This is a genomic window from Anaerotignum sp., assembly GCF_030625865.1.
Classification (GTDB): Bacteria; Bacillota; Clostridia; order Lachnospirales; family Anaerotignaceae; genus Chakrabartyella.
In genome coordinates this window covers 1-12,668 of the sequence record NZ_DAOUQB010000011.1, presented here as the reverse complement: position 1 = coordinate 12,668, position 12,668 = coordinate 1, and the positions used below count along the sequence as shown (strand labels likewise).

The following is a 12,668-nucleotide window of genomic DNA, read 5'->3' as shown; positions in this document are numbered from 1 at the left end:
AAAGGCAATATACAAAAAGCGCATCTCTCCATACGAGGATACGCTTTATCATTAACCCTTTAATTTCAAAATTTCATCAATAATTTTATGAGCAACCATTTCTTTTGTTAGGAGTTCAAGCTGAATCTCTTCCGCCTTGGAAATCATTGTTACAACATTTGTATCTGTTCCAAAACCACTGCCTGCAATCTTTAAGTTATTTGCAACAATCATATCTATATTCTTTTTTTCCAGCTTGATTCTGGAATTTTCCAGCATATTCTGCGTCTCCATGGAAAAACCGCAAAAGAACTGTCCCTCTCTGCGATGCTCACCCATATACTTCAAAATATCCTGAGTACGATCCAATTCAATACTCATTTCTCCGTCTTTTTTCTTCATTTTATCATCTGCAACAGTTTTCGGTTTATAGTCTGCAACGGCTGCTGCCTTAATGATGATATCATTCTCCAAGAACCTCTCCTTCATAGCTTCAAACATATCTCCGGCGCTCTTCACCTGAACATACTCTACGAAAAGAGGTCTATCCAAAGATGTTACACCACTTACCAATGTAACCTCTGCCCCACGAAGCATCGCCGCGTTGGCAAGCTCATAACCCATTTTCCCTGTAGAGTGATTTGTAATATATCTTACAGGATCAACGCTCTCTTGCGTAGGCCCTGCAGTAATGATTACCTTTTGCCCTGCCAAGTCCTTTTTGCAAGCAATTTCCCGAAGAATATGCCCAACCAAAATTTCTTCTTTGGGCAACTTTCCATCTCCGCTATCTCTGCACGCCAAAACACCGCTTTCCGGCCGAATGATATCATAACCGTATGCAACAAGCTTCTTCAAATTATCTTGTAAAATAGGATTATAATACATATTGGTATTCATAGCCGGTGCTACAATTTTTTTTGCATTACAAGCCATAGCTGTCGTTGTAAGCATGTCATCTGCAATTCCGCCTGCCAATTTGCCGATTACATTAGCCGAAGCCGGCGCTATTAAAAATACATCTGCTTTTTTTGCTAAAGAAACATGAGCAACATGGAATTGAAAATTACGATCAAATGTATCTACCAAGCATTTATTCCCTGTTAAAGTTTCAAAAGTTATAGGAGTAATAAAATTGGTTGCGTTTTCCGTCATAATCACATGAACGTCACATTCCATTTTTACCAGCATACTGGCCACATTTGCCATTTTATACGCAGCGATACTCCCTGTCACACCTAAAACCACTGTTTTTCCTTTCAGTAACATAGCATACTCCTTTAGTTCCGTATTTGCATATTATCTTTGGGCATATTATAACAAACAATTCTATTTACTACTAGCCTTTTTCTTAAAATCTATTTAAAAACTCAAAAACGCCATGCCCTCTTCCTTAACTAAAAGTTCTAATCCATCTTCAACATTCATATTGCCGATTACATACGCTGTATATACATATAAACTCTCTAATGGAACGGCACCTTGTTCCAGCAAAACACTTTTTTTAACATAATCCTTCAAAGTTAATTTTGCCTTTTTAGAAGGTGTTAATAAATAGCGACTGATTTCACGAAAATCAACCTCTGTCAAAGCAAGAAAGTCATCAAAAAAAGCGTCCATTACTGGTGCATTGGGTGATAACTGAACAAGACGCAGTGCCGCTTTTTCATCCGGAATAGTAAAGATTCTATCATTCAGCAATTCTAAAAAAGCCTTAGTTTCTATTCCTGTAATAGCAGCTGTATAAATGAGATAACCGATCAAATGAGTACAGGTAACCAAAAGAGGTTTTTGGGTTTCCCCTGCCGCAAAAATTTGAATACGGTAATATCCTGGAAAAATCTTGTAATATTCCGTAAAGGATTTATATTCTAAAGCAGAAGCAACCTTTTTGTTATTTATATAAATGTCTATTTTGGGTACACAGGAAAAGGCATTAAAAAGCCTTAGATAGCTATACAATGTAATTCCCGGCACAATTGGTATTTGAACATCTTTCACATTTGGAACAATATTGGCTTGTGGGCAGAGCCTCCGAATTACATCACTGTTCTTTTCCACAGTCATATAATCATCATATTCTTGAATATCTTCCTCTGATAATGGTAAAGGCATCATCATTTTGTCACTTGTCTCGATAGGATTGCTATTATTTTCAGTCATAGCCATACCCCCACCATTCTTTTTTATTTTACAATATGGCAGGACAAAATTTAGTGTGAATGATTCGAAAATCTTCCATATACTTGAAAAAGGAAGCACTCTTACTGCAAAGTAAAAGCGCATACAAATTCGTATACGCTCAAAACAATTATCATTTATTCCCCGCAAACCTTCCGTTTGCTAATTAAACTGATTTTTCTTAACATTCGCTGTATTAAAGAACCAATGATGGTGCAGCGTAAACTCTTGCTTTTAATTCATTATCCAGCATATAAAGACCTTTTGCTTCACTTCCAAACAACTCCATTTTGGTAATCAAATTATTTGCATTTGTTTCTTCTTCGCCCTGCTCTTTCACAAACCAATCTAAAAATTGAATGGTACGATAGTCATGCACTTCTTGTGCCGCTGTATAAATTTTGTGAATAGAATCAGTAACATATTCTTCATGTGCCAAAGCTGCCTTTAATGGATCCATTAGGCTTTCCATGGGAACATCGGGTTTTGCAATAGCCTGAAAATCCACGCGCTGATTGTTGTTTTGCATATACTGATAAAAGAGCATAGCATGATCTCTTTCTTCCTGCGCCTGTACCTTATACCAGTTAGCAAACCCTTCTAAGCCTTTGGATTCATAAAAATTTGCAAAGTCCAGGTACAAATAAGCGGAATAAAATTCCTTAGTGATCTGAGAATTTAAAAGTTCTATTACTTTGTTATCTAACATGATTATCCCTCCTAATATATTTTTCATATTGTGAAAAGGACTTTTGTTTATTATTCCTTTTCGGTGTTCACTTCTTCTTGTGTTTCTAGATAAAAAGCCAATACCTTTTCGATTCGCTTTTCTTCTATATTCTCTATACGAAAAAGCCAATTACCCACTGTAACCTCTGGTTTCTCTTCCTCTTCAGGAATTCTCCCCAATTGTCCAATGAGATACCCGCCTAATGTATCATAATCTTCTTCGTCCTCAAAGGAAATTCCAAGAAAATCCGCTACATCTGTCAAATCTGTCGTTCCATTAATCTGATAGGTTTTTTCATCAATCACGCAAATATCTTCTTCTTCTTCCAGATCGTACTCATCAAAAATGTTACCAACGATTTCTTCGATTAAATCCTCCATGGTAACTAACCCCGCTGTTCCACCGTACTCATCGATAATAATGGCCATATGTACCTTATCTCTCTGCATTTCCCGAAAAAGTTCATCCGTTTTTTTGGAAAAAGGTACAAAATAGGGCTTCTTAATAATTTCTTTTAAATCAAATTTGTTTTTATCATTGTCATCAGAAAGAAAAAATTTCACAATGTCCTTTACATGAATCAAACCAACAATGTTATCTATATTATCATCGTAAACAACAATGCGGGAATATTTTTCCTCAGCAACAACCTTCATAATCTCTAAAAAGGAAGCATCATAGGCAATTCCAACAATATCCGTTCTATGCGTTGCAATTTCCCCAACATAGGTATTTCCCAATTCAAAAATATTATTAATCATTGTTTTTTCTGTTTCATCAATACTTCCATTATCCCCACCGGCATCCACCATCATGCGGATTCCTTCTTCTGTAATAATCGCACGTTTTTTTTCTTCCCTTGTTTTCCAAAGTAAAAAAAACAACACGATATTCAAAATTAACGATATGGCTAAACCTATTACGGTTCCCAAATAAAATCATCCTCCAAAAAATACTAAAATATTCTTCTAAATGTAGTTTATTATCAAACCTCATCTATGTCAAGTTTTGGTTTATATTTTATACCTTTGACAAATTAATTTCTCTTTCATTTTTCACAAATATTATTGACAAACAAGAGAAATAATTGTATAATTATAACAACTTTTCTATAAAGTTATTTATTTCTTTTATCGTGAAAGGAGCTAGAATATGGCTGAAAAAAACATCCCCCGTATTGACAGCAGATTAAGAAAACATATTGTAACAATGCCTGAAGAAATATGGAGCGCCAGTGGTATTGTTATCTGGGGAAAGCGTATTAAATCACTAATATTTTCAACCGACATCGCAATTATCCGTAACTGTAATGCGGACGCAGTTTTGGCAGTATATCCTTTTACACCTCAGCAAATCATTGCAGATGCCATTGTTTCCGCCTCAAGCATCCCCGTTTTTTGCGGTGTAGGTGGTGGCACAACTACAGGCCCTCGTGTCGTAATGCTAGCAAAAGATGCAGAAGCGCTTGGTGCTATGGGTGTTGTCGTAAATGCACCTACCAGCAATTCTGTAATTCAACATATTCATGAAATTATTGACATACCTATTATCGTAACAGTGTTAGATGCAGACAGTGATATAGACGGAAGATTAGCCGCCGGTACAAGCATTTTGAATGTTTCAGCCGCAAGTCGTACACCTGATGTAGTTTATGCAATTCGCCAAAAATATCCTCATGTTCCCATTATTGCCACAGGTGGTCCGACAAGAGAGAGTATTAAACGTACCATTGAGGCAGGAGCGAATGCAATCAGCTTTACTCCTCCAACTGCTATGGAGTTATTCCACGGACTCATGAGCCGTTATCGTACGGAACACGAACAACAACAAAAAGCAAAATCAACTGAAAAATAAAAAAATAAAGCCCCTTTGAGAAAAACCTCAAAAAGGGCTATTTTTTATAAAAAACTTACATGGGAAATTTGAAAAATTATTTTTTCCTAACACGCAAATGTCTTGCAATGTAATAAAAGATAAATTATTCTTCTTCCTTTTTTTCCGGCTTACTGCAACTGGTGCTATGGGCACACCCACTGCAACTGCCACTGCATCCGTTTTTCATATTCTTCAAATTTTTCTGCATCTTACGCATATTATAATACACAATGGAAATCACCAAAATTATGGGAATTACCTTGGTAAAAATCATTTCTGCTTCCAACTCTTCATCTCCTTAAATATATCTGTCGGTAAAACGATGGAGCAAGGCCTCCCACTCCTTATCATCAACAATATTTTTCGACATCTCCTCTATCCGTGACTGATCTGACGGTTGTAGTCGGTATAAATACTTCCAATCCAATGGAAACCCCATTCGCCTTGCCAGCTGATATTTCTTTTGCTCCAACTCCGGAAGGGCAAAGAAAGAATCAATATATTCCAGCATCCAAGGCAAATCCTGATCCATATATCCCGTTACCTCCTGCAAAAGGTTAATGATGTGATCACTGGCTATTTTACCGTGAGCCTTCTTTGGATCAATATGGGCAAGCATCTTTCTAATTTCCAGAAGCTTTTCTATATCCCTTTGTTCCTTATACATACCCGAATCCCGAAGTTCCTCCATCAAGGATCCTGTTCTTAACACGAAGGTACGCAAGCGTACAAAATCCGGATTCACTTCATTGATTACCTTTGCCGTTTCCATTGCATTTTCATTAGATAAGCTTTTACCGCCTACCCCCGGCATAAAATAAATGGAAAGCTCAATTCCCGCCTCTTTTACTTTTTTACCGCCAATGATTTCATCTTCCTGGGTTGCCCCCTTTGAAATCATAGTCAAAACCTGATCTGATCCGGATTCATAGCCGGAATGAATACGATCCAACCCCGCCGCCCGCAAGTTCTTGAAATCCTCCGGAGAAATACGAGCCAAGGTATTTGCCCTGCCATAGGAGGTAATCCTTTGAATTTCCGGCAAGCGTTCCCTTACATAGCTCACAATTTCTATCAACCAGTCAGGGCGCAAAACCATGGTGTTTGCATCCTGTAAAAAAATTGCCTGTTTATCCCCTTCTGTCATCCATGTAAAAACCATTTGATAGCAGATTTTTGCCTCATCACTGGGCAACAACAGGTATTCCTGTTGAATTGCCTCCATGTCATACTCACCATTATGTTCATGGGCGAGAATTCTATCTCGATATTCTGCCATAACATCAATATCTTTTTTTACATCAGCCACTGATCTGGTATGAAAATCATTTTTCTTATAAAGCATACAAAATTTGCATTTATTCCAAGGACAATTTTCCGTTACCCGAAGCAATAAGCTGTTTGCCTCACTGGGGGGACGAATGGGCCCAATTTGAAATACGCCCTGTTCCATAACTTCACTCCTTTCGAAGAACCACCGCTCTTTCTTGCATTTTATATAATCTCGTACAAAAAAGCAAGTCGAAGTTTATTGGTATCACAACAAACAGGCTTTTTACAAAAAAACCTCCTCTTTATAAAAAAATGGCTCATTAAATTCATATAACCGTCTTCTCCGAATAAAAAATGCCCATTTCCAGACAAATTTCATGTTAGGCAATGGGGCATTTCCTTTATTTATAATCCTTTTTTCAAGGCTATTAATCCAACCTTGCAAGTTCTACGGCAATTTTTGAAGCAACTTTTGCGTTATTGTAGGCCAACTGCAAATTTGACGCAAAAGATACCCCTTCTGTCATATCTTTAATATGCCTTAATAAGAAAGGTGTGGTATCCTTACCTCGAATACCTTGTTCTTTTGCCAACTCCAAAGCACGGTTGATTACGCTTTCCATTTCATCAAAATCCAACTCATATTCTGCTGGAATAGGATTTGCAATCAATGCACCGCCTTCAATATTTAAATCCCATTTTGTTTTTAAAATCTTGGCAATAAGCTTTTCATCTTTTGCATTAAAGTCTACTTTGTAACCGCTTTTTCTGCAATAAAAAGCAGGAAAATCGTCAGTGTCTACACCAATTACAGGTACTCCCATAGTCTCCAAATATTCCAAGGTAAGGCCGATATCCAACAAAGATTTGGCCCCTGCGCCAATCACCGCTACCGGTGTATGTGCCAATTCCTGCAAATCCGCGCTAATATCCATAGTTTCCGTTGCACCTCTATGCACACCGCCAATCCCCCCTGTAGCAAAAATACGGATACCTGCCATGGCTGCAATCATCATTGTAGTAGCAACTGTAGTAGCTCCCACTCTTCCTGTTGCCAAATATACTGCAACATCACGACGACTAACCTTCCCCACGTTTTCTCCTTTACACATAATCTCAAGCTCTTCGGCGGTAAGTCCAACCTTCAGTTTTCCATTAATAATTGCAGTTGTGGCTGGTATCGCACCCTCTTTGCGTACAATTTCCTCTACCTTATGAGCAAATGCAACATTTTCAGGATAAGGCATACCATGACTTAAAATAGTGCTTTCCAACGCAACAACAGGTTTCTTAAGATCAATTGCTTCTTGAATTTCAGGAGTAATGGTTAAATATTTTTTTAAATTCATAGTATTCTTTCCTCCAATATTTTTTCGATTAATTCTACACTCATATTCGGATTGATGGTTGCTTTGTTAGAAATGGCTGCAACTCCTGCTGCCAAAGCAAATTCCAACGTATCATTCACTTCAAAATCAAATAATCTTGAATATAGTATCGCCGCCATGAAAGCATCTCCGCCGCCCGTAGCATTTTCCATCTGTTCCAGAGGCTTAAGTGCCCGTTTTATTTTGACTCCGTCCCGGTTCATATAAAAACATCCCTCAGAGCCAAGGCTGATATAAATATGCTTCAACCCTTTTTCTAAAAGCAAATCTGCTGCACGCTCCAAATCCGTATCATTACGAATTTCAATCCCGCTTATCACTTCTGTTTCCATTCGATTAGGCTTTAGTGTGTCAACCTTCCCAATCAGATGCTTCAACTTTTCAGCATAAGTACAAGAAACAGGATCAATAAAAACAGGGGTCTGCATTCCATAAACGTCTAAAATGCCCTCTAAAACCTCTTCCGGAAGACCGGCATCGCAGATAATATATTTAGCTCCATTGATAATGCCCGATTTCGTTTTTAAAAAATCCATGTTCATCCGCTGCAACACAGACATATCGGACATAGCGACAAACATATCGCCCTTTTCGTCCAAAATTGAAATATAGGTGGACGAAGGATGCTTTTTCACCACCATACTATGGGAAAAATCAATACCGGCGGCAGTACATTCATTTCGAATCTGCTCAGCATAAATATCATCCCCCAAGGCAGTAATCAGCTTTATCGGCGCTCCAAGTCTGGCAAGATTTTCCGAAACATTTCTTGTTACACCACCTGCGGAAGAATTCATATTACCAGGGTTACTGTCCCTTAAAATAATACTTTTTTTGCTTTTCCCGTGGATATCCACATTTGCTGCACCGATTCCAATGATATAATCCTGTTCCTTCAACAAATAGCCCCGACCCAAAATATACCCTTTCTTCTGTAGGTTTGCGATATGCACAGCCACAGAACTACGGGTTATATTCAGCTTTTGGGCGATTTCGCTTTGCTCTGCCATTGGCATTGCACGAATAATATCATATATTTCCCGCTCTCTTTGTGTCAACTCATCACCTTCTTTATAAGTGCTTACATTTTAAACATATATTTATATTATTCTTATTTTTTACGATTGTCAAGTCGTTTCTTTCATATTCTTACTTATAAATTGATATATTGGTAAAAAAGCTCGGAGGTAGCATAATGAAGTTATTCAAAGCAATACATATTAGAAAAAAACATATTTTAGTGGCTTTAGCCGCAGTTGCCTGTGTTGGCGTTTGTAGTTATTTTGTCCCCCCTGCGGCCGCAAAGGTCTCAGCCATTGTTTCTGCAAAAACAGAAAGAAAGCTTCCAATTTACTGTGTGGAAACAGAAAAACCTCAGGTTTCTATTAGTTTTGATGCGGCTTGGGGCGCTGAGGATACGGATCAGTTGCTGCAAATTCTTGCCGACAATGATGTAAAGGCAACCTTTTTCCTTTGCGGCTATTGGGTAGCGGATTACCCGGAAGAAGTGAAAAAAATTGCCGAGGGAGGCCATGATTTAGGGAACCATTCTTCTACCCATCCTCATATGAATCAAATGTCCGCAGAACAAATTTCAAAAGAACTGGCTGACTGCCATAAGGCAGTAAAAGATTTGACAGGGATTGAAATGGATTTGTTTCGCCCGCCCTTTGGGGAGTATAATAACACGGTAGTTGAAACATCTTTTGCTAACTCATACTATCCCATTCAATGGGACGTCGATACACTAGAAAGAAAAATAACTGCCGGGATTTAAGGATTCTCAGGCAGTTATTTAATCTAAATAATTTCAAAACTTAACTTTTTCCGACTCTATGCCTCCACCCTTTCCTGCCCCATACACATGAATAAAATGAGTTTCAGTTTCATAAGCATATCCAATTTGATTCCTTATGTGTAAATCGTCTACCCATCCAGGTAAGGTGGTCTTTGTGTTTTTGTAGCATATAGAATTCATAATAGTCCTCCCATTAATCGTCTCTCAACTTCGTATAATGGTACAAGAAAGATTAGATTTTTTGTCTAACAAAAGGGGTTCACTTCAAAAGAGGGATTTATTTAAAACCTTAGACTCATCTTCATTTTTACTTAACTTTTTTCTTTTGAGGCCTTCTTCTATGTTCATAATATTCTTCATCGGGTATGTATTGGAGCAAATCTTCCACCCGACAATCCAGTGCTTCACAAATTTTACTCAAATGCTCCAAATTAATTCTGTCAATCGTTTCATTATAAATAGCATTTATTGTAGCCGCACGAATGCCCGTCTTTCTTGCAAGTTCAATCTGCGTCATTCTTTCCATTCCAAGAATAGTAGATAAATATATCTTAATCACCGGGTTACCTCCGTTCATTACCAATTATGTAATAATAGTAACAGTTTTTAAGATATGGTTGCAATTTAAGTAATATAATTGCGTAATATGTAATTTTCACTTTAAAAAAAATTAGAAATTCTTGATTATCAATTCTTTATACCGACTGCCCGCTTCACCTATGGCCGTTTTTAAATTATGCGAACGCTCTACCTCTTCAATAACAAAGTCCTTATAAAGTTCTCTGATAAATTCATCATCGTTATATGATAAAATAAATTTCCCTTTGATGCCCTTTAATGTATCCCGTAGTAAGATGTGCATTTCTTCATTGAAAATGTCCTCACCAGTATCATAATACTTTTCTGTATTGTGATATGGCGGATCGCAATAAAAGAGGGTTCCTGGTCCATCCTGGGCAGGAATCAATTTTTTGAAGCTCTTATTTTCAATAAGTACACCAGAAAGACGTTCTTTCACTTTATGTAAAACATCAAAATTGACCGATTCTCTGGCTCTGCACCCAAAGGAGCGCACCGTGGCACCATAAGAAAGCTTTATCAAATACAAATATCTAGCCGCCCGCTGGATCTCCGTCATTTGGCTAACATCCGCCGCCTTGTATTTTTCAAAAATCTCCCTAGCACTTAATGTAAATTCCAACTCTTTGGCCACCGCTTCCGGATGATATTTTACATTCTTAAACAAGTTCACCAATTCAGAATTGATGTCGTTATAAACCTCTTTTTCTGCGTGTTTTTCTTTATAGAATAACACCCATCCTGCGCCGCCAAACACTTCCACATATTTTTTGATGCTCTCTTCAGGAAATCTATTTACAATTTTCTTTCTTAATAATTTCTTTCCGCCTACCCAAGCAATAAAACTATCCATAAGTCTACCTCCATATTCCTAACCTATAATTCCGACTCATTTTTGTTTTATTGTTTTTATTTTTTTCTTTTCAATAGTTAAAAGCTCCTCATAAAAGAGGAGCTCAACCAAAATTCATAATATTTCATTTACTTAATTTTGCATTCTTTTGCTTCAATATCATCCCTAACCCCTTTAAATACAGCCTGCCGCAAAGAATCTTTTGTGTTTGGCATATATTCCACAACTCCCACCAAGCTTGGTTCAAGCCAAACAACACCCTCATTTCCACTTGGCGTTAGCGTAAACGGTGAAAAATCCATCCTGTTGCACTTATGGTCCTGCAAAAAATCCAGTTTCACCCCTAAGGTAACATGTCCTCTATAAATCAGCCTTTCTTTGCTGTATTGACCTAGCACTAATGTATTCATGCCATTATCTTTTTGAATATACCCACAAATCACAAATTCCTCATCTGCCATTCGTTTAAACTTAATCCAATCTTTCGTACGCTTATCAAAGTAATACTTACTATCCATTCTTTTGGCAACAACACCCTCCAGCTCTTTATCTTCAGACACTTCAAATCAGCGGCGTAAACCTTAAAGCCATAATCTTTTGCCAGCATAACGCTTGTTAGCCCTTGCCCACTTCCAAGGTCGCAAACACTACTACCATCAGGAATTTCATGATTTTGAAGCATTTCTTCCTGTAATTTAAAGGGGTTAGGCCCCATGATTTTGGCCATCAATTCTGGGGTGTTGTACTTTTGACTTTTTGTATACTCCATTGTAATTCTCCTTATCATTATTTTCTTTTTATCATAGTTTCATTATACTTCCCTGCTTTGGTAAAAGCTTCCTACAAAATAGTGCAGAAATAAAAAAGCGACATGCGTTTTCAATCCATGTCGCTTTCTATGATTCACTTGTTATTTTTCATGCTAGACAATATCTTATAGACAGTTTTTGGAGATAAAAAATATTTGTTGGACAGCTCCTTCACAGTCATACCACCATTATATTCTTCGAAAATAACAGCATTTCGCTTGGCATATAATTGTTTGCTGTTTTTAAGCTCTCCCCATGCCTTTTTATTCTCACCTTTCCGTGGAATATAAAGATATTCTCCATCTATATGTTGCTGTATTGCCGTAATTAAATTGTCTGGCAATACACAAATTGCATTTTTATAGTCCATTGTGCACCTCCTAAATATTCAGAAAATAGGATTACGCAAGGACTATCTTCATATTTTAATTATGCGATAGCCCTTGCTACGCACAATACCGACTCCAATGTTCCTTTTTTGATAAGACAATGCCCCTTTCATATTAAGCTACTGTTTGCCTTTAATAAACCATTCTAACCTATAAAAATACTGACGGCTGATTATGCCAAATCAATCATTCAACTCCTCCTCTCCGTAAAGATATTTTTTCCTTAAATAATTTGCTTGTTCTTCTGTGAGACAGTCTGACCAAAAGTCTGCATTGATAGAGCCATATAGTTCTCCCCACAGACAATCCATGTAGGAAACTTTGTCTTTTTCTCCCTGCTCATAATCTTTGATCGCCTTTGTTAATTGCGGAGACAAGTTTGTTTCCAAATATGCTTTATCCGCCGGCTTCCCTGTTTTTTCGGTTTTAGAATACTCTGGTTCCAGCTTCAGTATTCCTTCAATGGATAAATTCAGTGCTTTAGACAGCTCTGAAAGTGTCTCTGCACTGCATCGGTTAAGGCTTGTTTTGCCAGAACAAATATCTGCAAGGGTTGCCCAAGGGACACCGCTTGTCTTAGATAAGCTGTATCGTGACAGTCCCTTTTCTTTTAATAATTCCATTATCGTCATTGTATATCACCCATCTTCAATATATCGGTAACCCGATACATTGTCAAGGTGATTTCTCCATTTTAATTTCTCCTCGTAACGACAAAAATCCTTTTACCCATTTTTTTCTCTAATGGTCAATAGAACACTTGCATCTTCTCTTAAATATCTTGTTGACCATATTTTCTTTATTATCTTCCACCT

Annotated in this window: 17 protein-coding genes; 2 read left to right on the top strand and 15 right to left on the bottom strand. The window is 37.4% G+C overall.

Annotated elements, in window-relative coordinates; all coding sequences use genetic code 11:
• Positions 1-51: 51 nt before the first annotated feature.
• The 4 genes from coaBC to P9Q65_RS04690 all read right to left on the bottom strand — a co-directional run bounded on the left by coaBC (position 52) and on the right by P9Q65_RS04690 (position 3,822).
• A complete protein-coding gene (gene coaBC, locus P9Q65_RS04705) occupies positions 52-1,248 on the bottom strand; it encodes a bifunctional phosphopantothenoylcysteine decarboxylase/phosphopantothenate--cysteine ligase CoaBC (RefSeq protein WP_304508217.1) in 1,197 nt (398 codons plus the stop codon).
• A 93-nt stretch (positions 1,249-1,341) separates the two neighbouring features.
• Positions 1,342-2,142, bottom strand: coding sequence for a DUF4397 domain-containing protein (locus tag P9Q65_RS04700; protein ID WP_304508216.1), 801 nt, complete (start codon positions 2,140-2,142; stop codon positions 1,342-1,344).
• A gap of 214 nt (positions 2,143-2,356) precedes the next feature.
• Positions 2,357-2,869, bottom strand: a complete 513-nt coding sequence (locus P9Q65_RS04695; RefSeq protein WP_304508215.1) for a ferritin — start codon at positions 2,867-2,869, stop codon at positions 2,357-2,359.
• 50 nt (positions 2,870-2,919) lie between these two features.
• The gene (locus tag P9Q65_RS04690) at positions 2,920-3,822 is read right to left on the bottom strand and encodes a hemolysin family protein (protein ID WP_304508214.1); all 903 of its coding nucleotides are present in this window, start codon (positions 3,820-3,822) and stop codon (positions 2,920-2,922) included.
• A 220-nt stretch (positions 3,823-4,042) separates the two neighbouring features.
• Between P9Q65_RS04690 and P9Q65_RS04685 the strand changes: the two genes are divergently transcribed.
• Entirely contained in the window at positions 4,043-4,744 is a 702-nt protein-coding gene (locus P9Q65_RS04685) for a hydrolase (RefSeq protein WP_304508213.1), read from the top strand.
• Positions 4,745-4,868: 124 nt separating this feature from the next.
• On the opposite strand, the gene P9Q65_RS04680 is transcribed toward P9Q65_RS04685, so the two are convergent.
• From P9Q65_RS04680 to P9Q65_RS04665, 4 genes are all read right to left on the bottom strand, one after another.
• The gene (locus tag P9Q65_RS04680) at positions 4,869-5,051 is read right to left on the bottom strand and encodes a FeoB-associated Cys-rich membrane protein (protein ID WP_304508212.1); all 183 of its coding nucleotides are present in this window, start codon (positions 5,049-5,051) and stop codon (positions 4,869-4,871) included.
• 12 nt (positions 5,052-5,063) lie between these two features.
• Positions 5,064-6,218, bottom strand: coding sequence for a radical SAM protein (locus P9Q65_RS04675; protein ID WP_304508211.1), 1,155 nt, complete (start codon positions 6,216-6,218; stop codon positions 5,064-5,066).
• Positions 6,219-6,465: 247 nt separating this feature from the next.
• Complete coding sequence (locus tag P9Q65_RS04670; RefSeq protein ID WP_304508210.1) at positions 6,466-7,386, bottom strand: pseudouridine-5'-phosphate glycosidase; 921 nt, start codon at positions 7,384-7,386, stop codon at positions 6,466-6,468.
• Positions 7,383-8,483, bottom strand: coding sequence for a PfkB family carbohydrate kinase (locus tag P9Q65_RS04665; protein ID WP_304508209.1), 1,101 nt, complete (start codon positions 8,481-8,483; stop codon positions 7,383-7,385). Before P9Q65_RS04665 ends, P9Q65_RS04670 begins: the two co-directional genes overlap by 4 nt.
• A 137-nt stretch (positions 8,484-8,620) precedes the next feature.
• Here P9Q65_RS04665 and P9Q65_RS04660 point away from each other — a divergent pair, with 137 nt between their 5' ends.
• Positions 8,621-9,202 (top strand): polysaccharide deacetylase family protein, encoded by a 582-nt coding sequence (locus P9Q65_RS04660; RefSeq protein ID WP_304508208.1) that lies wholly within the window; start codon positions 8,621-8,623, stop codon positions 9,200-9,202.
• 33 nt (positions 9,203-9,235) lie between these two features.
• On the opposite strand, the gene P9Q65_RS04655 is transcribed toward P9Q65_RS04660, so the two are convergent.
• The 7 genes from P9Q65_RS04655 to P9Q65_RS04625 form a co-directional block, all read right to left on the bottom strand.
• A complete protein-coding gene (locus P9Q65_RS04655; protein WP_304508207.1) occupies positions 9,236-9,403 on the bottom strand; it encodes a hypothetical protein in 168 nt (55 codons plus the stop codon).
• A gap of 127 nt (positions 9,404-9,530) precedes the next feature.
• Positions 9,531-9,782, bottom strand: a complete 252-nt coding sequence (locus tag P9Q65_RS04650) for a helix-turn-helix domain-containing protein (RefSeq protein WP_304508206.1) — start codon at positions 9,780-9,782, stop codon at positions 9,531-9,533.
• A gap of 111 nt (positions 9,783-9,893) precedes the next feature.
• On the bottom strand, positions 9,894-10,655 hold the full coding sequence (locus P9Q65_RS04645) for a DNA adenine methylase (RefSeq protein ID WP_304508205.1): 762 nt from the start codon (positions 10,653-10,655) through the stop codon (positions 9,894-9,896).
• A gap of 128 nt (positions 10,656-10,783) precedes the next feature.
• Complete coding sequence (locus tag P9Q65_RS04640) at positions 10,784-11,173, bottom strand: ATP dependent DNA ligase (protein WP_304508204.1); 390 nt, start codon at positions 11,171-11,173, stop codon at positions 10,784-10,786.
• On the bottom strand, positions 11,095-11,424 hold the full coding sequence (locus tag P9Q65_RS04635) for a hypothetical protein (protein WP_304508203.1): 330 nt from the start codon (positions 11,422-11,424) through the stop codon (positions 11,095-11,097). Before P9Q65_RS04635 ends, P9Q65_RS04640 begins: the two co-directional genes overlap by 79 nt.
• Positions 11,425-11,558: 134 nt before the next feature.
• Positions 11,559-11,834: a CD3324 family protein gene (locus P9Q65_RS04630; RefSeq protein WP_066050855.1), complete on the bottom strand. Its 276-nt coding sequence runs from the start codon at positions 11,832-11,834 to the stop codon at positions 11,559-11,561.
• Between the two features lie 201 nt (positions 11,835-12,035).
• The gene (locus P9Q65_RS04625; protein ID WP_304508202.1) at positions 12,036-12,485 is read right to left on the bottom strand and encodes a helix-turn-helix transcriptional regulator; all 450 of its coding nucleotides are present in this window, start codon (positions 12,483-12,485) and stop codon (positions 12,036-12,038) included.
• Positions 12,486-12,668 lie beyond the last annotated feature (183 nt).